Source organism: Cellulomonas sp. S1-8, from assembly GCF_026184235.1.
Classification (GTDB): Bacteria; Actinomycetota; Actinomycetes; order Actinomycetales; family Cellulomonadaceae; genus Cellulomonas.
The window spans coordinates 2,970,807-2,996,358 of the sequence record NZ_CP110806.1; the positions used below are offsets into that span (position 1 = coordinate 2,970,807).

The following is a 25,552-nucleotide window of genomic DNA, read 5'->3' on the forward strand; positions in this document are numbered from 1 at the left end:
ACGACCTCGTCGGTGCCATCGTGACCCGGTGACCCGTCCGACCCCCGCGCCCCTGCTGCTGCGACCCGGCCTGCGTGTCCTGCCACGCGCGGACGACGAGGTCCAGGTCGGGACGGACCCGCGCTGGGCCGTGCGGCTCGTGGGGCTGCGCCCCGCCGAGGCGCGGCTGTGGGCGGGCGTCGACGACGCGACCGACCTGGCCGCACTGCCGGCGCGCGCCCGGGCGGTGGGCGCCGACGCCGCGTCCGTGGCCGCGACGGTCGCCGAGCTGTGCCAGGCCGGCCTGACGCGGGCGCGCCCCGACCCGACGACCACGGCCCGCGGCCCCACCGCGGCGGACGCCGCCGCCTGGACGCTGCTGCGGCCGGACGCGACGGGCGACGACGTGGTCGCGCGTCGGGCGGACGCGGTCGTGGGCGTCGTGGGACTCGGCCCGACCGGGCTGGGCATCGCGCAGCACCTGGCCGTCGCGGGCGTCGGCCGCGTGCTGCTCGACGACGACACGCCGGTGCGCTCACCCGACGTCGCCGCCGGCGCGCACCGCTGGGCCGACGTCGGGGTGCCGCGCGCGGCCGCCGCGCGGCGTGTGCTGCGGGACGCCGCCCCCGGGGTGCACGTCGACGGGGACGGCGACCCGGACGTCGTGGTGGTCGTCGAGCACGAGGCCGCCGACCCGTGGCGCGCCGCCCTGCTGATGGCCGACGACGTCCCGCACCTGTCGGTCGTCGTGCGCGTCGCCGACGCCCTGGTCGGCCCGCTCGTGCGCCCCGGCACCGACCCCTGCCTGCGCTGCCTGGACCTGCACCGCGCGGACGCCGACCCCGGGTGGCCGGCCGTCCTGGCCGCGATCGGCCGGGGCCGCGGCGACCGTGCGACCCCCGCGGGTGAGGTCGGGGTGCTGGCCGGGGCGTGCGCGGCCCTCGCGGCGGCGCAGGTCCTCGCCCTGCTCGCCGGGGCCACGCCCGCTCTGTGCGGCGCGACCGTCGAGCTCACGCTGCCCGACCTGGTCGCCCGCGAGCGCCGGTGGCACGTGCATCCGGGGTGCGGGTGCGTGACACCCCCGGGCGCGACGCACGCCGGGCCGCGCGAGGGGTGACCTCGCACGACCCGGCGTGGGTGGTGGTGCCGCGACGACGACCGGACGGGCCGTCGCCTCAGGCGGCGGCGTCCTTGCGCGGCCGGCCACGGCCACGCTTCGTCGGGACGACGACGCCGCCGACGAAGACCTGACCGCCCCAGACGCCCCAGGGCTCCGCCCGGTCGATGGCGCCGGCGAGGCAGCCCTCGATGAGCGGGCACTCACGGCACAGAGCCTTGGCACGCTCCACGTCGGCCTGACGCTCGGCGAACCAGAGCTCGGGGTCGGACGACCGGCACGGCATGAGGTCGGCGACCATCTGGTCGAACTGGTCGTTCGTCGTCGCGGTGCTGCTGGTGGGCCAGGGACCCGATCCGCCCTGGTTCACGGTGTCGAGCAGCGTCGAGAGCCGCACGATGTCCTCCTGGTGTCCTACGGGGTGAGCTGTGGGTGCCGGATCAGGGCCGCTCGCCCCCGGTGGAGACCGGGTGACATGAGAAAGGCCGCGGATCCGAGATTCGGACTCCGCGGCCTGCCTGCAGATGAGGCTGGTGCTACAGAGTCCTGTGTCGAAGATCGGTGCTGGACGTCGTGTGACGCTGACCGCGCTTGCGCCCGGCAGCGGGCACAGCGATCCCCCGGAAGGAGCCGCCGGTGGGCGCGAGGATGCAGGCGTACGCGTGCTGCGCAGCTGCCATCTCGATCGTGATGCTCTTCACGTGCTCCCACCTCCTCTCCAGGGACGGGTCCTGCCTCTCGGCAGCACCCCGCGAACTCGGACGTGACCACAGTAGGGCGGCCCGTCGCGGCGTCACAAGCAATTAACGGAACTTCGTCCGACCCGCTTCTCCGGTGCCGGGCGAGGGCGCGTCGGCGACCACCCGCAGCAGCGCGTCGCCGTACTCCCGCAGCCGTGTCTGGCCCAGGCCCTGCACGTACCGCAGGTCCGCCGGTGCGGTCGGCATGGCGGCCGCGACGGCCTCGAGGGCCACGTCGGGCAGGACGCGGAACGCGGGCACACCCCGCTCGTCGGCGACCTGCGCGCGCCACTGCCGCAGGCGGTCGAGGACGGCCGGGTCCGCGGCGGCCGACGCGCGGCGTCCGGCCCCCCGCCCGGCGTCCTCGCCGGGCCAGAGCCCCGCCAGGAAGCGGGAGCGCGTGCGTGACGCGCGTGAGCCCGGCGTGCGCGCGGCGGCGAACGACAGCTCCAGGTGACGCCGCGCCCGCGTGACGCCGACGTACAGTAGGCGACGCTCCTCGGACACCGCGGCCTCGGTCTGGGCGAGCGAGATCGGCAGCAGTCCGTCCGACACCCCGGCGAGGAAGACCGCGTCCCACTCCAGGCCCTTCGCGGCGTGCAGCGACGCGAGGGTGACGCCGTCGACCGTGGGGGCGTGCTGCACCGACGCGCGGTCGTCGAGCTCGGCGACGAGATCGGGGAGCGTCGCGCTCCCGCGCGTCTCGACCAGGTCGTCCGCCAGCGTGACGAGCGCCTGCATCGCGTCCCACCGCTCGCGGGCGGCCCCGCGCGCCGCCGGCGGCTGCGGGGCCCAGCCCGCGGAGGTCAGGATGTCGCGGGTCGTCTGCCCGAGCGGCACGTCGGGGTCGGCGGACCTCGCCCCGCCGCGCAGCAGGACGAGCGCGTCCCGCACGTCGCGCCGCGCGAAGAACCGTTCGCCGCCGCGCACCTGGTAGCCGAGGCCCGCGGCGGCCAGCGCCTGCTCGAACGCCTCGGACTGCACGTTGGTCCGGTAGAGCACGGCGATCTCGCTGGCCGGCACGCCGGACGCGACGAGGCGCGCGGCGCGCGCGGCGATCCCGGCCGCCTCCGCCTCGTCGTCGTCGTAGCCGGTGAAGCGCACCTGCGGACCGTCCGGCTGCTGCGCGACGAGGTGCAGCGGCACGGGGTCGCCCGGACGTCGCGTGGCCGTGAGCACGCGGTTGGCCAGCCCGACGACCTGCGGCGTCGAGCGGTAGTCGCGCACCAGGCGCACGACCTGCGCACCCGGGTGCTTGCCGGCGAACGTCAGCAGGTGGTGCGGCGTCGCACCCGCGAAGGAGTAGATCGTCTGGCTCGGGTCCCCCACGACGCACACGTCGTGCCGACCGCCCAGCCACTGGTCCAGCAGGTACTGCTGGAGCGGGCTGACGTCCTGGTACTCGTCGACCACGAAGTGCCGGTACTGCGTCCGCACCTCGTCCGCGACCTCGCCCCGCTGCGCGAGCATCGCCGCGAGCAGCAGCAGCACGTCCTCGAAGTCGATGACGCCGCGCTCCGTCTTGACGTCCTCGTACGCCGTGATCAGCCGGGCGACCGCCTGCGCGTCCTGGCCGGCCGGCGCGGGCCGCCGCACGGCCGCCGCTGCCCGTTCGTAGTCCTCCGCGGTGACGAGCGACACCTTGGCCCACTCGATCTCCGAGGACAGGTCGCGCACCGCGATCCGGTCGACCGCCACCCCCACCCGCCGCCCCGCCTCCGCGACGAGCGTCGCCTTCTGCTCCGCGAGCCGCGGGGGCGCGCCACCGACGACCCGGGGCCAGAAGTGGCCGAGCTGGCGCAACGCCGCCGCGTGGAAGGTGCGGGCCTGCACGCCGCTCGCCCCCAGGTCACGCAGCCGCACCCGCATCTCGCCGGCGGCCCGCGCAGTGAACGTCACGGCCAGGACCGACGCCGGCCGGTACACGCCGGTCCGGACGCCGTAGGCGATCCGGTGCGTGATCGCGCGGGTCTTGCCCGTGCCCGCACCCGCGAGCACGCAGACGGGTCCCGTCAGTGCGGTCGCGACGGCGCGCTGCTCGGGGTCGAGCGCGTCGAGGAGGGAGTCGGCGGACATGATCGATGAGTCTCCCAGCCCCCACCGACAGCGCGTGCGAGGATCTGTGGACGAGAAGCCCGTCAGCACTGCGAGGAACCATGACGACCACCACGCCCGCACCGGGCACCGTGACGATGTACTCCACGACCTGGTGCGGCTACTGCCACCGCCTGCGCAAGCAGATGGACTCCGCCGGCATCGCGTACGACGTCGTCGACATCGAGCAGCAGCCCGCGGCCGCGCAGTTCGTCGAGTCCGTCAACGGCGGCAACCAGACCGTGCCGACCATCGTGTTCCCCGACGGGTCCGCCGCGACCAACCCGTCCCTCGCGCAGGTCCGCGAGCGCCTCGGCGTCTGACGTCTCGGGGTCCGACGTCTCGGGGTCCGACGTCCGGGCGGCACCGGTTCCGCCGGGTCACCCGGCGATCGGACGCCCGAACCACTGCTCGACGAGCGCGCGCGCGATCGACGTCGGGCCGGGCAGCAGCACCTCGCCCGACGCGACCGCGGACGCGAGCCCGTCCCGCGTGAACCAGCGGGCGTCGGCCATCTCCACGCCGTCGACCTGCACGAGCGTGCTCGTCGCGCGCGCCCGGAACCCGAGCATCAGCGACCCGGGGAACGGCCACGGCTGGCTGCCGGCGTACTCGACGTCGCCGACCAGCACGCCGGTCTCCTCGTGGACCTCGCGGCGCACCGCCTGCTCCGCGGACTCGCCCGCCTCGACGAACCCCGCGAGCGTCGACCAGCGACCCGCCTGCCACGCCGTCGCGTGACCCAGCAGCAGCCGGTCGGCGTCGTCGACGACCGCCATGATCACCGCCGGGTCGGTGCGGGGGTAGTGCTCCGAGCCGTCCACGTCGCACACCCGCGACCACCCCGCCTGCGCGACTCGGGTGGGCGTGCCGCAGCGCGGGCAGCGCGGGTGGCGGTCGTGCCAGGTGTCGAGCGCCACGGCGGCCGTCGCCAGGCCCGCGTCGTGCGCGGGCAGCGCCGCGCCCACCGTCCGCAGCGAGCGCCAGCTGCCGCGCGCCACGGGGCCGTCCGGCAGGTGGACCAGGACGTCGGCCGGCTCACCGCGCGCCGGCAGCGGGTGACGGTCGGGCAGCCGCACCGCGAGCACGCACGCGCCGTCGTCCTCGGCGCCCAGGAGGAGCCACGCCTCGGGGTCGGGGCCCGTCACGGCTGCGTGGGGGGCGTCCGGTCCGTCCGCCGCGGCCAGCAGGTCGCGCGCGGCGTCGGCGTCGAGCCACCGCAGCACCGCGCCGGTGACGTCGGCCTCGGCCTCGGCCTCGGCGAGGAGGAGGCCGCCGTCGCGCACCGCGAGCACGCGGGTGCGGGTGTCGGCGAGCGCGTGGGCGATGACGTCCGGCACCTCGCGCAGCTGCGCCGCGCGGGCGACGGAGGACCGCGCGAGCGGCAGGTCGGCGAGGGCGTGGCTGGTCACGCGCGCCACGCTACGCGCGCCACGCCATGCGTCGGTGCACGCCGCCCGCCCGACCCCTGCGGCAGCGGCACGACCCCGCCCACGCCCCGGTCGCCGGCCCCTCACCTGCCGCGCGCCGCGCACCACTGGACGAACCGGACGCCAACACGCCGGGCGTGGCGACGGGAGGGACGGCGTGAGGGCACCTACGCTGGCGGCCGTGACCCGTTCGCCGCTCGCACTCGCCGCTCTCGCGACCGTCGCCGTCCCCGGCCTCGACGCGTACGACGTGCGGCGCCCCCTGCACCCGGGGTCGGACTTCGACGTGGCCGTGGTCGTCGACTCGGTCCGCCAGCGGTGGGTCGTGCGTGCGCCGCAGCACCCGGGCGCCGGCGCCGCGCTCGAGGCCGAGGTGGTCCTGCTGGACGCGCTCGGTCCCTTCGTCGACGACGGCCGGCTGCCCTTCGCGATCCCCCGCCCTGCCGGCTTCGCGCACCTGCCCGAGGGGGGCCGTGCGAGCGTGCACCGCGAGGTGCCCGGCCGGCCGCTGCAGCTGGAGACCCTGCGCCCGGGTCCCGGCCTGGCGGCCGCGGTGGGTCGGGCGGTCGCCGCCGTCCACGAGCTGCCGACGTCGATCGTCGAGAACGCGGGCCTGCCGGTCTACGACGCGGCGGGGTACCGCGAGCGGCGGCAGGCGGAGGTCGACGAGGCCGCCCGCACGGGCCTCGTCCCGCCGTCGCTGCTGCGACGCTGGGAGGAGATGCTCGAGGACGTCGCGATGTGGCGGTTCCGTCCCACGGTCGTCCACGGCGACCTGTCGAGCAGCCACCTGCTCGTCGCCGACGGTGCCGTGTCCGGGATCCTGGACTGGGGGTCGACGCTGGTCGCCGACCCGGCCGACGACCTGTCGTGGCTGCTCGTCGCGGCGCCGCAGGACGCGGTCGACGCGATCCTCGAGTCGTACCTGATGCGCCGCAGCGAGCTCACCGACCCGCACCTGGCGGACCGTGCCCTGCTCGCCGGCGAGCTGGCGCTCGCGCGCTGGCTGCTGCACGGTGTCCGGGCGCAGCGTCAGGACGTCGTCGACGACGCCGTGCAGATGCTCCGCGACCTCGAGGAGCACACCCGCGTCGACGAGGCCGCCGCGGCCTACTGAGCACCGCCCCACCGGGGCGCTCCCACCCGGTGCACGCCCACCTCGGCACGCCCACCCCGGGCACCCCCACCCCGGCGCGAGGGGTGTCCGCACGGAGTCCTGCGGTGACGGCGTCACGGTGAGGTCAGCGGCTCCTGCGTCGGTGCGACCGCCGCGAGGAGGGTCGCGACCTCGTCGGCGTCCGGCAGCCGGTCCGGCACGACCGTGAGTCCCGTGCCCACGTAGCAGAACGCCGCACGGACCAGGTCCGGGTCGGTCCCGGTCAGGCGCGACCACGCGATCCGGTACACCGCGAGCTGCAGGTCGCGGGACGCCCGGCCGGCCGTGCCGCTCGGTGGAGCACCGGTCTTCCAGTCCACCACGACGACCGCGCCGGGCACGTCCGGCCGGTCGGGGTCCGGGAACACCGCGTCGATCCGCGACCGCAGGACGTACCCGCCGATGGTCGTCTCGACGTCGACCTCGACCGCGACCGGTGAGCGGTGAGCCCAGGGCGTGCGCAGGAACGCCGCCCGCAGCGTCGCCTGGTCCGGGTCGTCGGGCAGGACGTCGTCGTCGGCACCCGGCAGGTCGTCGACGTCGACCAGTGTCGCCTGCCCGTACCAGGCCTCGACCCACGCGTGGAACGCGGTGCCCCGGCGCGCCTGCGGGGACGGCTCGCGCGGGACGGGGCGCCGCAGGCCGAGCGCGAACTGCTCCGGCTGGGCGTCGAGGCGGACGAGCGACGACGCCGACAGGTGCGCCGGCAGCGCGACGCGCGCGTCCCCGCGGCGTCGGGCGGCCTGCTCCGCGAGCAGCCGGTCCGCGAGCAGGTCCCAGTCCTCACCGACACCCGCGGTCGCGTCGCCCGCGTCCTGGTACCCGGCGTCGGGGTCGTCCGCGCCGGGGTCCCCCGCGGAGTCATGCGCACCGCGGTCCTCCGCGACGTCAGGCCCCGCGTCACCGCGCACCTCGGCGGCGCGGGGTGCGGTCGCACCGTCGTGGAGGTCCGCGAGTGCGGCGCGCACCGCGTCGGCCGCGGCCACGACCGCGTCCCGTCGGGGTGCGGCGCCGTCGCGGGCGAACGGGTCGGCCGGCCAGACGGCCGACGGGGTGAGCGCGGCCCGCGGGTTCGGTGCGCCGCTCTCGGGCTCGTCGACGCGGGCGACGACCTCGACGAGCCCGGCGTCGACGAGCTCGCTGAGGAACGGCGACAACCGTCGGGGAGCCTTCGGCTCGCCCCAGTACGCGGCCGACAGCAGCAGGTCCTGCCGGGCCCGCGTCACTGCGACGTAGGCGAGCCGACGCTCCTCGGCGACCTCGTGGTCTCCGGCATCCAGGCGGAACCGGTCCAGCCGCTCGGCGAGCTCCTTCGGGGACTCCGCGCCGGCGCACTCGAGGCGGGGCAGGTCGTCGGCGTCGCCGCGCAGCGGGTACGGCAGCACACCGAGCCCGGTGAGCCACGCGGAGTCCTTGGGGCCGTCCTTGCCGAGCATCGCCGTCGCGGGCAGCCCGCCGTCGACGAGCCCGGCCACGGCGACGGCGTCCCACTCCAGGCCCTTGGCCGCGTGCACCGTCATGACCTGGACGGCGTCGGGGTCGGGCTCGGTGACGGGCAGCTCGAGGCCGTCCTCGCGGGCGTCCGCCGCCTCGAGCCACGCGAGGAAGGCACCCAGCGTCGGGCGGTCGGCGCCGCGGGCGAACTCGGCGGCGACGTCCGCGAACGCGTCGAGGTGCGCGCGGGCGCGTCCGGGAGTCGTGTCGGCGCGCGCCTGCACCTCGATGTCGAGACCGACGAGCCGCTCGGCCTCCGAGACCAGCTCCGGCAACGACAGGCCCTGCTGCTGGCGGACGGCGCGCAGCACCCCCGCCAGGTCGGCGAGCCGCCGGCGACCCTCCGGGGTGAGGGTGCGACCGGCGGGACTGCGCCACCCGCGCGGCGGTGGGTCGTCGAGCGCGTCGACGAGGCTGCGCTCGTCGACGACGTCGGCCTCGACCCCCTGCGCCGCGGGCACGCGCCCGCCCGCGGGCCGCGCGCCCTGCCGCGCCCAGTCGCCGAGGGCGTGCAGGTCCGCCGCACCCAGCCGCGTGCGGGCCCCGGTGAGCAGGCGGACGGCCGCGTCGCCCCGGGTGGGGTCGTGGGCCGCCTGCAGCACGGCGACGAGGTCGACCACCTCGGGCGTCGCGAGCAGCCCGCCCAGCCCGACGACCTCGACCGGCAGGCCCGCGGCGCGCAGCGCACGCCGCAGCGGCTCGAACTGCGAGCGTTTGCGGCACAGGACGGCCGCCGTGCGACGCGTGGCGGGGTCCGGCCCGCCGCGCCACCGCTGCGCGACCCAGGAGGCGACCGCGTCCGCCTCGTCCTCGACGGTCGAGGCCACCAGTCCCTGCACGGCGCCCGCACCGGCACCCGGCCGGGGCGCGAGCCGCGGCACGTCGACGCGCGCCCCGCCTGTGCGCAGGGGGGCGGCGACCTCGTTGGCCGCGTCCAGCACCGCGACGTCGTTGCGCCACGACGTGGAGAGCTGGGCGACAGGGGCCGGCCGGCGCCGCGCACGCCCGGCGGTGCCGGGCTCGACGACCGGGAACGCCGCCGGGAACCGGGCCAGCCCGCCGGGGCTGGCGCCGCGCCAGCCGTAGATCGACTGGTGCGGGTCACCGACGGCGGTCACCGGGTGCCCGCCGGCGAACAGCGCCTGCAGCAGCACGAGCTGCGCGTACGAGGTGTCCTGGTACTCGTCGAGCAGCACGACCCGGAACCGGTCGCGCTCCCCCGCACCGACCTCCGGCACGTCGCGCGCGATGCGGGCGGCCAGGGCGACCTGGTCACCGAAGTCGAGGCTGTCGGCGGCGCGCTTGCGTGCGCGGTAGTCCGCGACGAGGTCGAGCACCCGGGCGCGCTCGCCCAGCGACGCGACGAGGTCCCGCACCTTGGCGTACGGGGCGCGGGCCGGCGTGCCGGGGGGTGTGGCCTCGAGGTCCGCGACGAGCCCCTCGATGCCACGCCGGGCACCCGGCGGGTCGAGCAGGTGCTCGTCGAGCGCACCCGACAGCGCGAGCACGGCGTCGACGACCGTCGACGTCGCGGCGGACGTGTCGAGGTCCCCGGCCCACGCCTCCACGACCTGCGACGCGAGCTGCCACTGCGCGGCCTCACCGAGCAGGCGAGCCCCCGGCTCGACGCCGAGGCGCAGCGCGTGGTCGGTGACGAGCGACGCCGCGTACGCGTGGTACGTCGACACGTGCGGCCGCGCGAGCTCGTCGACGGCGTCGGCGCCGGTCGGCAGCACGACGCCCTCGGCGGCGGCCGCGCGGACCAGGGCACGCAGCCGGCGGCGCACGCGCTCGGCCAGCTCGCCGGCGGCCTTGCGCGTGAACGTCAGGCCCAGCACCTGCTCGGGCGCGACCATGCCGTTGGCGACGAGCCACACGACGCGCGCCGCCATCGTCTCGGTCTTGCCGGACCCGGCACCGGCGACGACGAGCGAGGGCTGCAACGGTGCCTCGATGACCGCGCGCTGCTCGTCGGTCGGCGGGTGCTGCCCGACCAGGTGCGCGATGCGGACCGCCGACAGCCCGGTGCGGACGGGCGCCCCGGCGACGCTCACGCGACCACCTGCCCGCCCTCGCCGCGCAGCGGGCACGAGCGGCGCACCGGGCAGCGGTCGCACAGGTCGTTCGCGCGGGCCTCGAAGCTCGACGCCGCCATGCGGTCGGCGACGTCGTCGACGAGCTCGCGCGCCCAGCTGGAACCGTCGTCCTGCGCACCGAGCCCCTCCTGGCGACGCTGCGTGGGGCCGCCCGACCCCTGCGCGAGGTGCACGAGCCGCGCGCCCACGCTGTGCGCGCCGGGCTCGAGCCCGGGGACCGCACCCGCGTCGACGGCGAGCTGGTAGGCGCCCAGCTGCGCGTGCTCGGCGGCCTGCGCGAGCGTCGGCACCCGCGTCCCCGTCTTGAGGTCGACGACCTCGACGGCACCCGGCGCGCCGTCGCCCTCCGCGACCGCGCGCTCGACCCGGTCGACCGAGCCGCGGAGCACCGCGCGGTCCGTCTCCACCGTGAACGCCGCCTCGACGAGCACCGGCTCACCCGCCTCGCGCAGGTACGCGGCCAGCCGCGCGACCATCGCGTCCGCCCGGCGCCGCGCCGCGACCGACGGCCAGCCCTCCCCGAGGCCCAGCTCGTGCCAGCGCCGGTCGAGCTCGGCGCGCAGCGTGGGCAGGTCGGCCGTGGGGTGCTCCTGCGCGATCGCGTGCACGAGCGTCCCGAGGGACTGCTGCGCGGACGACGCGGGGGTCCCGCCCGCCGCCTCGAGGGCCCAGCGCAGCGCGCACCGCTGCGCCGTCTCGAGCCGGGAGGGAGACACCGGGACCTTGACGTCCGGGGGCCACAGCGCCGCCTCGCTCGACGGCTCGGCCAGACCGAACCACGACGCGGGGTCCGCCCCGGGGACGCCCCGTGCCGCCAGGCGCGCGAGCGTGCGGGCCGCCGCCACGTCGGGCCGGCCCGACGCGGCCGAGCGCTCCATGGCCGCCCGGAGCCGGGCGACGAGACCGCGCAGGTCGAGGGGCGCCGGGGCGCTCGTGCGCCGGGGGTCCGGGGCGCCGTCGTCCCCGCCGGGCTGCACGAGGTCGACGAACGGGGACGGGGTCGCGTCCTGGTCGTCGACCGCGGTGACCACCAGGGACGTCCGGGCGCGGGAGCAGGCCAGCGCGAACGCCCGCAGCTCGTCGGCGAGGACGGCCGCCCGCGCGGCCCGCGCCCGCTCCTCGTCCGGACCGGCGGCGGTCGCACGGCCCGCGAGCACGTCCACGAGCACCTGCGCGCCCAGGATCGAGTCGCGCAGCCGCAGGTCAGGCCACGTGCCCTCCTGCACCCCGACGACCGCCACCACGTCCCACGACCCGCCCGCGGCGCCCGCGGGCGTCAGCACGCTGACGCCCGCGGCGCGGGACGCGGGTGCCAGGGAGTCCGCCGGCAGGTCCTGCGCGAGCACCCAGTCGACGAACGCGAGCGGCGTCGCCTGCGGCACCCGCTCGACGAACGTCTCGGCCGCGCGGAACAGGGCCAGGACGGCGTCGAGGTCCCGGTCGGCCCGCTCGCCGCCGGAGCCACCCGCGAGCGCCGCGCGCCGCCACGGGTCGGCGAGCCCCGCACGGTCCCACACCGCCCACAGGACGGCCTGGACGTCCGCACCCGGTGCCGCGGCGGCGTCCCTGCCGGCCTGCAGCAGCAGCGCCAGCCGCTGCACCGGCCGGCCGACGTGCGGCTCGAGGGTCGCCGCGCGGCCGGGCGCGGACAGCGCCTCGACGAGCAGCACGTCGCTCGACCGTCCCCCGCCGCCCGCGAGCTCCTCCGCCCGCAGCGCACGCCGTACGCGTCGCAGACCAACGGCGTCGAGCCCGCCGAGGGGTGAGCACGCGAGCCGGGCGGCGACGTCGGCGTCCAGCTCGTCGGGCAGCAGAGCGACGCGCACCGCGTCCAGCAGCGGACGCACCGCGGGCTCGTCCCGCAGCGGGACGTCGCTGCCGACCACGCGCACCGGGACGCCTGCCTGCGCGAGCGCGCGCCGCACCGCTGTCACCCGGCTGCCCGAGCGCGCGAGCACCGCCATCTCGTCCCACGGGACCCCGCCGTGCAGGTGGGCGCGGCGCAGCCGGTGCGCGACCCAGGCCGCCTCCTGCGCGGCGCTGGGCAGCACCGCGACCCGGGGCACGGGACCCGCCGCACGGTCCTGCGGGACGTCGGCCCGCCGGTGCGCCACCGTCCCCGACGCGGGCACGCGCTCGGTGATCCGCGCCGTCACCTCGCGCAGCGGCGCACTCTGTCGCCACACGGTGCGCAGCACCAGGTGCTCCGCCGCCAGGTCGCCCGCGCCGGAGGCCGCCGCGCGCGCGACGAGCGCCGGCTGCGCACCACGGAAGGTCTGGACCGCGACGTCAGGGTCGCCGAGCAGCAGCAACCGCGCGCCCCGGTCGGCGAACGCCCGCAGCAGCCGCGCGGTCGCGGCCGTGCTCTCCTGGTGGTCGTCGACCACGACCAGCCGACGACGCGGGCACGGCACGCCCGGCACGTCGTCGTCCCAGCCCCGCAACGCGGCCACCGCGGCGTCCACGACGACCGCGGGGTCGAGCCGCTCACCGGCGTCGGGGGTGGCCGCCGCGAGCGCCATGACGTCGAGGTACTCCTCGTACACCCGCGCGGCCGCGACCCACGCGGGCCGCTGCTCGCGGCGCCCGAGCGCGGCGAGGTCGGTCGGCGCGAGGCCGCGCTCGGCGGCGCGCATCAGCAGGTCGCGCAGCTCGTCACGGAACGCCCGCGTGCCGAGCGCGGCCTCCGGGACACCGGGCGGCCACGTCGGCCCGGGGACCTCGCCCGACGCGTGGCCCGCGAGCAGCTCGGCCAGCGCGAGGTCCTGCTCCGGGCCCGAGACCAGGACGGGCGGGGGCTCGCCCAGCGCGCCGGCGCGCGCCCGGAGCACCGCGAACGCGACAGCGGCCGGCGTCTGCACCAGCGGGCGTCCGGCCGTGCGACCGAGCCGCACCGCGAGCCGGTCGCGCAGGTCGGCCGCCGCGCGCCGGCTCGCGGCGAGCACCAGCACGTCGTCCGGCGCCAGGCCCGCACGGACCGCCGCCGCCGCTGCCTCGAGCGCGACGGTCGTGCGCCCGGTGCCCGGCGCGCCCGTGACCAGCAGCGCCCGGTCCGCTCCCGCGGCGACCCGCTCCACCACCTCGCGCTGCTGCGCGTCCAGCGCGGGGCGGGCACCGGCACCGAGCGCGGCGCGCTCGACGAGCGGTGCCGCCACGAGCCGGGTCGTCGGTGCTGTCGTCACGGCGCCGATCACACCACGCACCACCGACATCGCCGCGCACGCGCGCCCGACCCGCGCCGCGACGTCACATCCGTGTCCACAGGTCCACGGACGCGACTCCTGCACGCAACACGCCGTGGCTACCATCGGCGGATGACCGACGGCCGGGACACCTCGGGGGCCCGCGCACGCGGGCCCCGGATGGCGCGCGCCGAGCGCCGGTCCCAGCTCCTCGCGACCGCGCTCGACCTGTTCGCCACCGAGGGCTTCCACCACGTCTCCATGGACGACATCGCCGAGCGGGCCGAGGTCAGCAAGCCGGTCCTGTACCGGCACTTCCCCTCCAAGCTCGACCTGTACCTCGCGGTCGTCGACGAGCAGGGCGCCGCGCTGCTCGCGGCCGTCGAACGCGCGGTGGCCCCCATCGAGGTGGGTCCCGTCGCGCGCGGCGAGGGGCGCGCCGTCGTCGTCGCCGTGGTCGAGGCGTACCTCGCGTTCGTCCAGGTGGCCGGCGAGTCCTCGACGCTGCTCTTCGAGTCCGACGTCACCCACGACCGGCAGGTCCGCGGTCGGGTGGAGCACGCGACGGCGGAGGCGACCCGGCGGATCGCCGAGGTCCTGGTGGGGGTCACCGGCCGCGACCGCACGGACACCGACGTGCTCGCGGCGGCGCTCGTCGCCACCGCGCAGGGCGCCGCCACCTACTGGCTGCGGCACGGCGACGGGCAGAGCACCCGGCGGATCGTCGACCTCGTGTCCGACCTGCAGTGGCGCGGCCTCGCGGGGCTCGTGCGTCCCGACTACCCCTACGAGGACGCCTAGGATCGGTGGGACCCGCCCGGCGCCGCGCGCCGGGCCCGCCCGATGAGGAGTACCCGTGGAGATCACGATCGGCGTGCAGAACCTGACGCGCGAGCTGACGCTCGAGTCCGACCAGTCGGCGGACGAGCTCGCCGCGGCGGTGCAGGCCGCGCTCAGCGGCAAGGCGACGACGATCGAGGTGACGGACGTCCGCGGACGTCGCATCATCGTGCCCACCGCCGCGCTCGGCTACATCGAGATCGGCGCCGAGGCCAAGGGCCGCGTGGGCTTCGGCCAGGCCTGAGCCGCACCGTCCGACCGCGCCCCGACCCCCGGTGACCGCCCGGGGTCGGGGCGCGTGACCTCGTCGGGTGCGCGTCAGGCCGTCAGGTGCAGCCGCGACATGCGGCGCGTGTGCTCGGCCGTCAGCTCGTTGAACACCGTCGCGGGCATCTGGGCGGCCGGGCCGTCGGCAGCCGTCCCCGCGGCAGGCCCGCTCCCCGCGCCCGCCCGGTCGAGCACCCGCGCCACCTCCGGACGCTGCGCGACGCGCTGCACCACGCCCAGCGCCTCGCCGACCAGCCGGCGCCCCCACAGCGCCAGCCGCGACGAGAGCACGTCGTCACCGGCGCACGCCCGGTCGAGCTCGTGCACGGCCAGCTCGGCACGCGACGGGTCGTCGAGCAGATCCGCGACCAGCCGCGCCGACTCGCCGTCGAGGCCCCGCGCGACGAGCCGGCAGAAGTCGTCCGCGACGCCGTAGCCGACGTAGGCCTTGAGCAGCCGCTCGGCCCACGTGCTGGGGGGCGTGCGGGCCTCGAAGTCGTCGAGGAGCCCGTCGAACCGGCCCAGCGCCATGACGGGGTCACCGCCGAGCTCGGCGATGCGCTCCAGCACGCGGTCGCGGCGCTCGGTGCAGCGCGCGGCGAGCCGGCTCAGCGTCAGCGACTGCTCGAGGCCGGGCGCCTGCAGGGAGTCGCCCGCGAGCCTCCCGAACGCCTGGTGCTCGATGCTCGCGACGAGCGCGAGGACCTCGACGGCGTCGGCGACCTCGGCGGTCCGGACGGCGCCGGCGTCCTTGCCGGTGCGGTTGGCCGACCGGTCGTCGGGGTTCGCGTGCGGCAGGCTCGGGGGGCGGGCGTCGCCGGCGCTCGTGGTCATCCGGTGATCGTAGCCCGGCCGGGCGCGCCGCCCCCGGCCTTCACCAGGGCTCCGGGACGGTCGTCCGGTAGGCTGACCCCGTACATCGGTTGCCCGTTCGTCTCGGTTCACCGGTCCGGCATGTCGCCGCGACCCTCCCCGTGCGACGCGCACCGGCCCGCCGTCCGTCGGCTCCAGCCCGCGGACACGCCGGCAGGGTGCGCCGCGTGGGGCGACTTCTACGATCGGCTGCCGGCCAACCCGCGTGGCGCAGCCCGCTGTCGCCCGGGGCGGACGAGCGCGTGCCGCGCGCCGCCGGCCCCCGGCGAGCACCGTGAGCCGCCACCCTGGCAGTGAAGAGCCGCACGTGACCACCGATCGCACCGTCGACACCGAGCCGCGCACCGACGCCTCCGTCGACTCCCCCGCCCCCGACGCGTCCCCGGCCGCCGAGATCCGCACGGCCGCCGACGCCGTCCCCACCGAGTCGCCCACCGGCTCGCGCCGCGCCGCGTCGGTGCAGGCCGTCGACGCGTCGTTCGCCGACTTCGACGTCCGCCCCGAGATCGTCGCCGCGCTCGCGGCGGCCGGCATCACGCAGCCGTTCCCCATCCAGGCCATGACCCTGCCGGTCGCGCTGTCGGGCCACGACATCATCGGCCAGGCCAAGACCGGCACGGGCAAGACCCTCGGCTTCGGCGTCCCGCTGCTGCACCGGGTCATCGCCCCGGACGAGGAGGGCTACGACCGCCTCGCCGCACCCGGTGACCCGCAGGCGCTGGTCGTCGTCCCGACGCGCGAGCTCGCCGTGCAGGTCGCGGGCGACCTCGCGATGGCGTCGACCGGCCGCAAGGTCCGCATCGTGCAGGTCTACGGCGGACGCGCGTACGAGCCCCAGGTCGAGGCGCTGAACCGCGGTGCGGACGTCGTCGTCGGCACGCCCGGCCGCATGATCGACCTGCTCAACCAGCGCCACCTGCGGCTCAAGCACGCGGGCGAGGTCGTCCTGGACGAGGCCGACGAGATGCTCGACCTGGGCTTCCTGCCCGACGTCGAGAAGCTGCTCGCGGCCACGCCGGCCAACCGCCACACCATGCTGTTCTCCGCAACCATGCCGGGCGCCGTCGTCGCGATGGCGCGCCGCTACATGTCGCAGCCCACGCACATCCGCGCCTCCGCGCCGGACGACGAGGGCCAGACGGTCAAGAACATCAAGCAGGTCGCCTACCGCGCGCACGCCCTGGACAAGGTCGAGCTGCTCGCGCGCATCCTGCAGGCCCGGGGCCGCGGCCTGACGATCGTCTTCGCCCGCACCAAGCGCACCGCCGCCAAGGTGGCCGACGACCTCGTCGAGCGCGGGTTCGCCGCCGGGGCCATCCACGGCGACCTGGGCCAGGGCGCACGTGAGCAGGCGCTGCGCGCCTTCCGGCACGGCAAGGTCGACGTGCTCGTCGCCACCGACGTCGCCGCCCGCGGCATCGACGTCGAGGACGTCACGCACGTCATCAACTACCAGTGCCCCGAGGACGAGAAGACGTACCTGCACCGCACCGGTCGCACCGGTCGCGCGGGCAACAAGGGCACGGCCGTGACGTTCGTCGACTGGGACGACCTGCCGCGCTGGGGCCTCATCGACAAGGCGCTCGGCCTGGGCATCCCGGCCCCCGTCGAGACCTACTCCTCCTCGGCGCACGCGTACGAGGACCTCGACATCCCGCAGGGCACCACGGGTCGGCTGCCCAAGTCGCAGCAGACGCGTGCCGGCCTCGGCGCCGAGGTGCTCGAGGACCTGGGCGAGACCGGCAAGCGCGGCGGCGGCGCACGCCCCGCGCGGTCCGACGAGCGTCCGGCGGGACGCGGCGACGGCGGGCGCGACGGCTCCCGCGGCGGCGACCGTCCGCGCGGCGACCGTCCGGCCGGCGACCGTCCGGCCGGCGACCGTCCCGCCGGTGACCGCCCCGCCGGCGACCGTCCGGCCGGCGCGGGCGAGCAGCCCGACGGCGACGGGCGGCGGCGGCGCCGCGGCGGCCGGGGCTCCTCGGACACCGCGGATGCACCCCGCACCGACCAGCCCGCGGACCAGCGCACCGAGCAGCGCACCGAGCACACTCCCCCGCAGGACGCCTCCGACGCGAGCCCCTCGGGTGACGCGTCGGGCGCGCACGACACCGGCCCGGCAGCGTCCGGCGAGTCGGCCGGCGCCCCGCGCCGTCGCCGTCGTCGCCGCGGGCGTGGCGGCGCCCCCGGTGCCTCGACGGACGCTCCGGCCCCCGCGGACGCCTGACCGGCGCGTCGAGGAGGCACGTCGACCAGCACGTCACCGCCCTCCCACCCCCCGGGGTGGGAGGGCGGTCGTGCGTCCGGGCTCAGATCTCCCGGGCGAACGCCAGGACGGCGTCGGCGAGCAGCTGGACCGCGATCGCTGCGAGCAGCAGGCCGGCGATGCGGCTGACGAGCATCGTGCCCGAGTCCTTGAGCACGCGGTGGATGGCACCGGCGAACCGCATGGACAGCCACAGGCACACGTGGACCAGCACGACCCCCAGGCCGAGCGCCACCCAGTCGGTCGGCTCACTCGCCTGCTGCACGAAGACCATGGTCGCGACGATGGCACCGGGCCCGGCCAGCAGCGGCGTGCCGAGCGGGACGAGCGCGACGTTGCCCTGCGTCCCCTCCACGCCGCCGTTGCCGTCCAGCTTGCCGGTCAGCAGCTCCATCGCGACGAGCAGCAGCAGCAGCCCACCGGCGCCCTGCAGCGCCTGCACCGACACGTGCAGGTAGTCGAGCAGCGACTGACCGAACAGCGCGAAGCCGACGATGACGCCGAACGCCACGAGGATCGCCTGCCGCGCGGCCCGTGCGCGCTGCTGCCGGGTCATCGACCCGGTCAGCGCCAGGAAGATCGGGACCGTCCCCGGCGGGTCCATGATGACGAACAGCGTGACGAACACCGAGATGAACAGCTGCACGTCGAGCACGCTGCTCACGCGCCCACCACCTCCGTCGTCCCCTGCCGGACGATCTCGGCCAGCACCTGCGGGTCGGTGAGGTTCTCCCCCAGCCGGTTGGCCTTGCCGGTCCCGTGGTAGTCGCTCGAGCCCGTGACCAGCAGCCCGAGGCGCTCGGCGATCACGAGCAGCCGCTCGCGCTGGGCGGCCGAGTGGTCCCGGTGGCCCACCTCGAGGCCGGCGAGCCCGGCGTCGGCGAGCTCGTCGAACACGCGGTCCGGCACGACCCGGCCGCGCCCGTCGGCGGCGGGGTGCGCGAACACGGGCACCCCGCCCGACGCCCGGATTGCGGCGACCGCGGCCGGCGCCTCGGGTGCGTAGTGATCGACGTGGTACGGCCCGTCGGACGCGAGCAGGTGCGCGAAGGCCGCGTCCCGGTCCGGGACCACGCCGCGCGCCACGAGGGCGTCGGCGATGTGCGGCCGGCCGACGACGACGGCGTCGCGCGCCTGGTCCAGCACGTCCTGCCAGGTGATCGGGACGTCGCGCGCGAGCCGCTCGACGATGGACCGGGCCCGGTCCACGCGGGACGCGCGGGCACGCGCGAGCTCGTCGGCCAGGGTGGCGTGGTCCGGGTCCTGCAGGTAGCTCAGCAGGTGCACGCTGACGCCCCGGGCGCGCGCGGACACCTCGGTGCCGCGCACGAGCGCGATGCCGGCGTCGCGCGCGGTCGTCGCCGCCTCGTCCCAGCCGGCGGTCGTGTCGTGGTCGGTGAGGGCGACGACGTCGAGGCCGGCGGCCCGGGCCGCCAGGACGAGGTCCGCGGGGCTCTGCGTGCCGTCCGACGCGCGCGAGTGCGTGTGGAGGTCGATGCGCACCTGCTCACGCTAGCCGCTCGCGCGCGCAGGGCCCGACACCGCGTCGGTGGTTGGTGGTCGATGCCAGACTGGCCCGGTGAGCACCGACGAGCGCCCCGAGAACCTCACGTCCGAGACCGTCACCCCGGCCGACACCGGGCAGTCCGAGCCGTCCGGGCAGTCCGACGACCGCAGCACCCAGCGGTCCCACCGCCCGCAGTCGCGGCGCTTCGTCGAGTTCGTCACGTCCGGCTGGGGCGAGCGCCCCGCGTCGACGGCGGTGCGTGCGCCCGTCGCGGACCGCACGGCCGCGCGACGCAGCGCGCTCTCGGCGCAGTTCCCGGGGGCCAGGCTCGTCGTCCCCGCCGGCGCGTTCCGGGTCCGCTCGAACGACACCGACTTCCGCTTCCGCCCGCACGCCGCGTTCGCTCACCTCACGGGCCTGGGCACCGAGCAGGAGCCGGACGCCGTCCTCGTGCTGCACCCCGTCGAGGACGGCACCGGCGACGACGGCAGCGCCCACCGCGCCGTGCTCTACATGAACCCGCTGGCGGGACGCGACACCCCGGAGTTCTTCTCCGACACCCGCTACGGCGAGTTCTGGGTGGGGGCGCGGCCGACGCTCGACGAGATCGCCACGACCACGGGCATCACGACGGCCCACGTGGACGACCTGCACGACGCGCTCGCGAAGGACGTCGGCGACGGCGGGGCGCGGCTGCTCGTCGTGCCGGACGCGGACCGGTCGGTCGAGGAGGTCGTCGCGCAGATCCGCGGCGAGGAGGAGTCGGGCGAGGCCGACGCGCGCCTGGCCGAGGCGCTGTCGGAGCTGCGCCTGCTGAAGGACGCGTACGAGGTCGAGCAGATGCGGCTCGCGGTGGACGCGACGATCGACGGCTTCGCGAAGGTGGTGCGCGAGCTCCCGCGGGCGGTCGGGCACCGACGCGGCGAGCGCGTCATCGAGGGCACGTTCCTCGGGCACGCGCGCGAGGAGGGCAACGACGTCGGGTACACGACGATCGCCGCCGCGGGCGAGCACGCGACGACGCTGCACTGGACCGACAACGACGGCCAGGTCCGACCGGGCGAGCTCGTGCTGCTCGACGCGGGCGTCGAGGTCGACTCGCTCTACACGGCGGACGTCACCCGGACGCTGCCGGTCGACGGCACGTTCACCGAGGTGCAGCGGCGCGTCTACCAGGCGGTGCTCGACGCGGCCGACGCGGGCTTCGCGGCGGCCGTGCCCGGTGCCCGGTTCCGCGACGTCCACGACGCCGCGATGCGCGTCCTGGCCGCACGCCTCGAGGAGTGGGGGCTGCTGCCCGTCACCGCCGAGGAGTCGCTGCACCCGGAGAACCAGCACCACCGACGGTGGATGGTCCACGGCACGTCGCACCACCTGGGCCTGGACGTGCACGACTGCGCGCAGGCCCGCGCGGAGCTGTACCTCGACGGCGTGCTGCAGCCGGGCATGGTGTTCACGATCGAGCCCGGCCTGTACTTCAAGTCCGACGACCTGCTGGTGCCGGCCGAGTACCGCGGCATCGGCGTGCGCATCGAGGACGACGTGGTGGTGACGACCGACGGCAACGAGAACCTGTCGGCCGCGCTGCCGCGGGACCCCGACGCCGTCGAGGCGTGGATGGCGGCGCTGCGCGCGGGCTGACCCTCACACCGCGGGCGGCGGTCCCGGCGGGCCTGCGGGCGGCATCTGCTGCGGCGGGGTCTGCTGCGGCGGGGTCTGCTGCGGCGGGCCCGCGGGCGAGGTCTGCTGCGGAGGAGCCGGCGGCTGCGGCGGGGTCTGCTGCGGGGCCGCAGGCTGCGGCGCGCGGTCGGGCCAGCCCGACACGACGCCCCCGGTCTCGGCGAGCAGGTTCCGCGCCTTGTGGGCGTGCTCCTCCTGGCAGAGCACGGCGTACGACGCGGCGACGATCTGGCTGGACGACGCGAAGTCCCGCCGCCCGCGGGTGAACGAGTACCCGATGACGGAGAACAGCAGGCCGAACGCCCCGCCGAAGAGCACGGCGGGCAGCATCACGCCCGCCCCGCCGGACGAGAAGAACGTGAGCAGCAGGCCGACGAACAGGCCGAACCACGCACCGGACAGGAACCCCCCGAGGGCCGCGCTCGGGTACGACAGCCGGCGCAGGACGCGCTCGACCATGCGCAGGTCGGTACCCACGATCGTCACCGCCCGCACGGGGAACTCGCGCTCGGCGAGCAGCTCGACCGCCTTCTGCGCCTGCAGGTACGTGCCGTACGTCGCGACGGTCTCGCCCGTCGGCAGCGTGGGGGTCGTGGGGATCCGCTCGGACTGCGTGAACGACATGGCCTGATCCTCCCCCACGCGACCGGGCACCGCCAGGGTGCGACCCGCTCGCCCGGCGGTTCGCGCCGGGCCGCGCGCGCACCCGGCGTCTAGGCTGACCGGCGTGAGCAGTGTCGGGACCCGGGTGTTCGTCGCGCGCCTCGCCGGCACCGTCGTGTTCGACCCCATCGGCGACGAGGTCGGCAAGGTGCGGGACGTCGTCGTGCTGGTGCGCCTCAAGGGCGCGCCCCGCGCGGTCGGCCTCGTGGTCGAGGTGCCCGGCCGGCGCCGGGTGTTCCTGCCCCTGACGCGCGTGACGGCCATCGACGCCGGTCAGGTGATCTCGACGGGTCTGGTCAACATGCGCCGCTTCGAGCAGCGCACCTCGGAGACCGTGGTCGTGGGCGAGCTGCTGGACCGCACGGTCGATCTGGCCGACGGCTCCGGTACGGCCCGCGTCGAGGACGTCGCGATGGAGCTGCAGCGCACCGGCGACTGGCTCGTCACCAAGGTCTTCGTGCGGCGTACCGACAACCGCGGCGGCCTGCTGCGTCGCCGCGGCGAGACGCTGCTGGTGGCGGTGGACGACGTCGTGGGCCTCGGTCGTCCGTCCGCCGCGCAGGGCGCGCAGCTGCTGCTCGCGCAGTACGAGGACCTCAAGGCCGCGGACCTGGCCGACGTCCTGCACGACATGGGCGTGACGCGCCGCCTCGAGGTCGCGTCCGCGCTGAACGACGAGCGGCTGGCCGACGTCCTGGAGGAGCTGCCGGAGGACGACCAGGTGGCGATCCTCGGCGGGCTGGAGCGGGGCCGTGCGGCCGACGTCCTGGAGGCGATGCAGCCCGACGACGCCGCCGACCTGCTGGGCGAGCTGCCGGACGACCAGGCGGCCGAGCTCCTGGCGCTCATGGAGCCCGAGGAGGCCCGGGACGTCCGACGCCTGCTGGCGTACGAGGACAACACGGCGGGCGGTCTGATGACGACCGAGCCGGTGATCCTGGGACCGGAGACGTCGATCGCGGCCGCGCTCGCGCACGTCCGCCGCCAGGACCTCAACCCCGCGCTCGCGTCGGTGGTGTTCGTCACGCGGCCGCCGCTGGAGACCCCGACCGGGCGGTTCATCGGCATCGTGCACCTGCAGCGGATGCTCCGTGAGCCTCCGCACGAGGCGATCGGGCAGATCGTCGACACGGACCTCGAGCCCGTCGCGGTCGACGCCCCGCTGATGACGGTGACGCGCCAGCTCGCGACGTACAACCTGCTCGCCCTGCCCGTCGTCGACGAGCAGCGTCGCCTGCTGGGCGCGGTGTCCGTCGACGACGTGCTGGACCACCTGCTGCCGGAGGACTGGCGGGAGACCGACGACGTGCACGTCGGCCCGCCGACCCGTCCGACGCCGACCGTCCACGCCCCGGACGGGGTGTCCCGTGGCTGACCGCCTGGACCAGCCCCGGGTCCGCAGCCGCTCGTTGCTGCCGCGGGTGCAGGTCGAGGCCGACGCGTCGGGCCGCATCTCGGAGTCCGTCGCCCGCTTCCTCGGGACTCCGCGCTTCATCCTCTACCTCACGGTGTTCTGCGTCATCTGGCTGCTGTGGAACTCCTGGGGACCTGCCGCCCTGCGCTTCGACAGCGCGGCGAACGGCTTCACGGCGCTCACGCTGATGCTCTCGCTGCAGGCGTCGTACGCCGCACCGCTGATCCTGCTCGCGCAGAACCGGCAGGCGGACCGCGACCGCGTCGCGGCCGAGCAGGACCGCCAGCGTGCGGAGCGCAACCTCGCCGACACCGAGTTCCTGGCGCGGGAGATGGCGTCGCTGCGGATCGCGCTGTCGGAGGTCGCGACCCGCGACTTCGTCCGGTCCGAGCTGCGCAACCTGCTCGAGGACCTGCAGGCCGAGCAGTCGGACGACGACGCCGGGGGCGGTCGACGCACCGAACCGGTCCGCCGGGAGGGTGGCTCCCGCTAGCCTCGCAGGGTGACCCGGCGCCGGAGCCTGTATGTCCTGGCCGTCCTCGTCCTGTGCGGTGCGTGCAGCCCGGCCGGGGCGCCGTCCGACGCTCCCACCGTGGCCGACGAGGCCGGCGACGTCGTGGCCATGTCGCCGCAGAGCCCCCGGAGCGGGCCGCTGGTCGAGCTCATGGGGCTCGCGCGCGACGTGTCCTCCCCCACCTACGTCGAGGACCTGGTCGTGCAGTTCCGCGAGCGGGAGGACCGGACGTCCGCGTGCATGGCGGAGCAGGGGTTCGAGTACGAGCCCGTGGCCCTCGAGCCCGAGGACATCACGCTCGTCGGCGCGGACGTCCCCCTCCCGGGGACGCGCGCGTTCGTCGAGCAGCACGGGTACGGGGTCGCCGACGACACGTCGCCGCCGGGCTCCTACACGTGGACCCTCGAGCCGCCCGGCTGGGAGTCCATGTCGGGGGCGGCCAGGGAGGCGTACATGATCGCGCTCGACGGCATGACCGCCGACGGCACCCCCGTGGGCGACACCCTGGGCCCGGACGGGCTCCCGGTACCGGACGGCTGCCAGCACCGGGCGATGCGCGGCGCCGTCGACGACGCGTCGGCCGCGCTCACCGAGGAGGCGCTGGACCATCTCGACGCGATGCCCGACGACGGCAGCGTCGACGAGCTCGACGGCAGCTGGTCGCGCTGCATGGCGGATCAGGGGTACGCGTACGCCTCCCCGACCGCGGCGCGCGCCGCGCTCGTCGACACCTGGAACGAGCTCCTGGGAGAGACGGGGGCCGACATGGACGACGAGGAGTCCGCGACGGCGCGCGAGCACGAGATGCGGGTGGCTGCCGCCGACCTGGAGTGCCAGCTCGAGACCGACTACCTGGCCCGGTGGACCGACCTGGGCCGCGACTACCAGCAGCAGTTCATCGACACCCACCAGGGCGAGATCGACGCGTGGCTGGAGGCCCGCGGCTGAGGGGTGGGTGACGGCCACGGCCACGGACGGACGGCCCGGGAGGCACGGCGCAACGCACCTACGATGGTCGGGTGCCCCCTGTCGACGCCGCTGCCCCCGACCCGCTCCTCGATGCCGTCCGCACGGCACTGGCCGGCGTGCAGGACCCCGAGATCCGTCGCCCGATCACGGACCTCGGCATGGTGCGGTCGGTCGACGTCGAGCCGCGCGACGGCGGTGCCTTCGTCGTCGTCGGGCTGGACCTGACGACGCAGAAGTGCCCGTTGAAGGACACCCTGGTGCGGGACATCACCGCCGCGGTGACACCGGTCGAGGGGGTCGTCGGCGTGCGCGTCGACCTCGGGGTCATGTCGGCGGAGCAGCGCGCCGGGCTGCGCACGCTGCTGCGCGGCACGGACGCCGAGCCGCAGATCCCGTTCGCCCTGCCGCAGTCGCTGACCAAGGTGATCGCGGTCGCGTCGGGCAAGGGCGGGGTCGGCAAGTCCTCGGTGACCGCGAACCTGGCGGTCGCGATGGCGGCCGACGGCCTGCGTGTCGGCGTGGTCGACGCCGACATCTACGGCTTCTCGATCCCGCGCATGCTGGGGGTGAGCCGAGCGCCGACGAAGGTCGACGACATGCTCCTGCCGCCGGTGGCGCACGACGTCAAGGTCGTGTCGATCGGCATGTTCGTCCCGCCCGGTCAGCCGGTGGTGTGGCGGGGACCGATGCTGCACCGCGCCCTGCAGCAGTTCCTCGCGGACGTGTTCTGGGGCGATCTCGACGTCCTGCTGCTCGACCTGCCGCCGGGGACGGGCGACATCGCCATCTCGGTGGCGCAGCTGCTCCCGGGCTCCGAGATCGTCGTGGTGACGACGCCGCAGATCGCCGCCGCGGAGGTCGCGGAGCGTGCCGGTGCGGTCGCGGTGCAGACCCGGCAGCGGGTCGTCGGCGTCATCGAGAACATGGCGTGGCTGGAGCAGCCGGACGGGTCGCGCCTCGAGCTGTTCGGGTCGGGCGGCGGGCGGCGCGTGGCGGACAACCTCTCGCGCCTGACGGGGGCGGACGTCCCGCTGCTCGGTCAGGTGCCGCTCGACGTCCGGCTGCGTGAGGCGGGTGACGGCGGCACGCCCGTGGTCCTGTCGGCACCGGACTCGCCCGGGGCGGTCGCCCTGCGCGCCGTGGCGCAGACCCTCGCCGCGCGTCCCCGCAACCTGGCCGGCCGCGCCCTGGACCTCTCCCCCGTCACACGCTGATCAGGCTCCGATATTTTCGGACACAAGCGACAGCGGCGCGCCATGGGCCGGCAAGGCTGC

General features: G+C 76.4%; 20 protein-coding genes. 11 read left to right on the forward strand and 9 right to left on the reverse strand.

Going from position 1 to position 25,552, the window contains the following annotated elements; all coding sequences use genetic code 11:
- Window positions 1-28: 28 nt before the first annotated feature.
- The gene (locus OKX07_RS13280; protein WP_265628537.1) at window positions 29-1,096 is read left to right on the forward strand and encodes a ThiF family adenylyltransferase; all 1,068 of its coding nucleotides are present in this window, start codon (window positions 29-31) and stop codon (window positions 1,094-1,096) included.
- Window positions 1,097-1,154: 58 nt separating this feature from the next.
- Here the strand turns inward: OKX07_RS13280 and OKX07_RS13285 are convergent, their stop codons facing one another.
- Window positions 1,155-1,493: a WhiB family transcriptional regulator gene (locus OKX07_RS13285; protein WP_322746784.1), complete on the reverse strand. Its 339-nt coding sequence runs from the start codon at window positions 1,491-1,493 to the stop codon at window positions 1,155-1,157.
- Between the two features lie 406 nt (window positions 1,494-1,899).
- The gene (locus tag OKX07_RS13290) at window positions 1,900-3,912 is read right to left on the reverse strand and encodes an ATP-dependent helicase (RefSeq protein ID WP_265628538.1); all 2,013 of its coding nucleotides are present in this window, start codon (window positions 3,910-3,912) and stop codon (window positions 1,900-1,902) included.
- 80 nt (window positions 3,913-3,992) lie between these two features.
- Between OKX07_RS13290 and OKX07_RS13295 the strand changes: the two genes are divergently transcribed.
- Window positions 3,993-4,253 carry a mycoredoxin gene (locus OKX07_RS13295; RefSeq protein ID WP_265628539.1) on the forward strand — a complete coding sequence of 87 codons (261 nt, stop codon included), beginning with the start codon at window positions 3,993-3,995 and terminating at the stop codon, window positions 4,251-4,253.
- 57 nt (window positions 4,254-4,310) lie between these two features.
- Here the strand turns inward: OKX07_RS13295 and nudC are convergent, their stop codons facing one another.
- Entirely contained in the window at window positions 4,311-5,342 is a 1,032-nt protein-coding gene (gene nudC / locus OKX07_RS13300; protein ID WP_322746785.1) for an NAD(+) diphosphatase, read from the reverse strand.
- A 199-nt stretch (window positions 5,343-5,541) separates the two neighbouring features.
- Here nudC and OKX07_RS13305 point away from each other — a divergent pair, with 199 nt between their 5' ends.
- Entirely contained in the window at window positions 5,542-6,477 is a 936-nt protein-coding gene (locus OKX07_RS13305; protein ID WP_265628541.1) for a phosphotransferase, read from the forward strand.
- 113 nt (window positions 6,478-6,590) lie between these two features.
- Here the strand turns inward: OKX07_RS13305 and OKX07_RS13310 are convergent, their stop codons facing one another.
- Both OKX07_RS13310 and OKX07_RS13315 read right to left on the reverse strand, forming a co-directional pair.
- Window positions 6,591-10,064: an ATP-dependent DNA helicase gene (locus tag OKX07_RS13310; RefSeq protein WP_265628542.1), complete on the reverse strand. Its 3,474-nt coding sequence runs from the start codon at window positions 10,062-10,064 to the stop codon at window positions 6,591-6,593.
- Window positions 10,061-13,288, reverse strand: coding sequence for an ATP-dependent helicase (locus OKX07_RS13315; protein WP_265628543.1), 3,228 nt, complete (start codon window positions 13,286-13,288; stop codon window positions 10,061-10,063). Before OKX07_RS13315 ends, OKX07_RS13310 begins: the two co-directional genes overlap by 4 nt.
- A 132-nt stretch (window positions 13,289-13,420) precedes the next feature.
- Here OKX07_RS13315 and OKX07_RS13320 point away from each other — a divergent pair, with 132 nt between their 5' ends.
- Together OKX07_RS13320 and OKX07_RS13325 are read left to right on the forward strand one after the other, a co-directional pair.
- Window positions 13,421-14,089 (forward strand): TetR/AcrR family transcriptional regulator, encoded by a 669-nt coding sequence (locus OKX07_RS13320; protein WP_265628544.1) that lies wholly within the window; start codon window positions 13,421-13,423, stop codon window positions 14,087-14,089.
- Between the two features lie 55 nt (window positions 14,090-14,144).
- Window positions 14,145-14,372 carry a DUF3107 domain-containing protein gene (locus tag OKX07_RS13325; RefSeq protein ID WP_265628545.1) on the forward strand — a complete coding sequence of 76 codons (228 nt, stop codon included), beginning with the start codon at window positions 14,145-14,147 and terminating at the stop codon, window positions 14,370-14,372.
- A 74-nt stretch (window positions 14,373-14,446) separates the two neighbouring features.
- Here OKX07_RS13325 and OKX07_RS13330 read toward each other — a convergent pair whose 3' ends face one another.
- Complete coding sequence (locus tag OKX07_RS13330) at window positions 14,447-15,229, reverse strand: ferritin-like fold-containing protein (protein WP_265628546.1); 783 nt, start codon at window positions 15,227-15,229, stop codon at window positions 14,447-14,449.
- A gap of 346 nt (window positions 15,230-15,575) precedes the next feature.
- Between OKX07_RS13330 and OKX07_RS13335 the strand changes: the two genes are divergently transcribed.
- Entirely contained in the window at window positions 15,576-17,492 is a 1,917-nt protein-coding gene (locus tag OKX07_RS13335) for a DEAD/DEAH box helicase (RefSeq protein WP_416220788.1), read from the forward strand.
- Between the two features lie 82 nt (window positions 17,493-17,574).
- Here OKX07_RS13335 and OKX07_RS13340 read toward each other — a convergent pair whose 3' ends face one another.
- A complete protein-coding gene (locus OKX07_RS13340) occupies window positions 17,575-18,195 on the reverse strand; it encodes a MarC family protein (protein WP_265628547.1) in 621 nt (206 codons plus the stop codon).
- Entirely contained in the window at window positions 18,192-19,034 is an 843-nt protein-coding gene (locus OKX07_RS13345; protein WP_265628548.1) for a PHP domain-containing protein, read from the reverse strand. Before OKX07_RS13345 ends, OKX07_RS13340 begins: the two co-directional genes overlap by 4 nt.
- Before the next feature lie 76 nt (window positions 19,035-19,110).
- Here OKX07_RS13345 and OKX07_RS13350 point away from each other — a divergent pair, with 76 nt between their 5' ends.
- Window positions 19,111-20,679 (forward strand): aminopeptidase P family protein, encoded by a 1,569-nt coding sequence (locus tag OKX07_RS13350; protein WP_265628549.1) that lies wholly within the window; start codon window positions 19,111-19,113, stop codon window positions 20,677-20,679.
- Between the two features lie 3 nt (window positions 20,680-20,682).
- On the opposite strand, the gene OKX07_RS13355 is transcribed toward OKX07_RS13350, so the two are convergent.
- On the reverse strand, window positions 20,683-21,342 hold the full coding sequence (locus OKX07_RS13355; protein WP_265628550.1) for a general stress protein: 660 nt from the start codon (window positions 21,340-21,342) through the stop codon (window positions 20,683-20,685).
- Window positions 21,343-21,445: 103 nt separating this feature from the next.
- On the opposite strand from OKX07_RS13355, the gene OKX07_RS13360 reads away from it, so the two are divergent.
- From OKX07_RS13360 to OKX07_RS13375, 4 genes are all read left to right on the forward strand, one after another.
- The gene (locus tag OKX07_RS13360; protein WP_265628551.1) at window positions 21,446-22,756 is read left to right on the forward strand and encodes a magnesium transporter MgtE N-terminal domain-containing protein; all 1,311 of its coding nucleotides are present in this window, start codon (window positions 21,446-21,448) and stop codon (window positions 22,754-22,756) included.
- Window positions 22,749-23,288 carry a DUF1003 domain-containing protein gene (locus tag OKX07_RS13365; RefSeq protein WP_265628552.1) on the forward strand — a complete coding sequence of 180 codons (540 nt, stop codon included), beginning with the start codon at window positions 22,749-22,751 and terminating at the stop codon, window positions 23,286-23,288. The genes OKX07_RS13360 and OKX07_RS13365 overlap by 8 nt, the downstream gene beginning before the upstream one ends.
- Before the next feature lie 9 nt (window positions 23,289-23,297).
- Entirely contained in the window at window positions 23,298-24,257 is a 960-nt protein-coding gene (locus OKX07_RS13370) for a hypothetical protein (RefSeq protein ID WP_265628553.1), read from the forward strand.
- 71 nt (window positions 24,258-24,328) lie between these two features.
- Window positions 24,329-25,492 (forward strand): Mrp/NBP35 family ATP-binding protein, encoded by a 1,164-nt coding sequence (locus tag OKX07_RS13375; protein ID WP_265628554.1) that lies wholly within the window; start codon window positions 24,329-24,331, stop codon window positions 25,490-25,492.
- Window positions 25,493-25,552 lie beyond the last annotated feature (60 nt).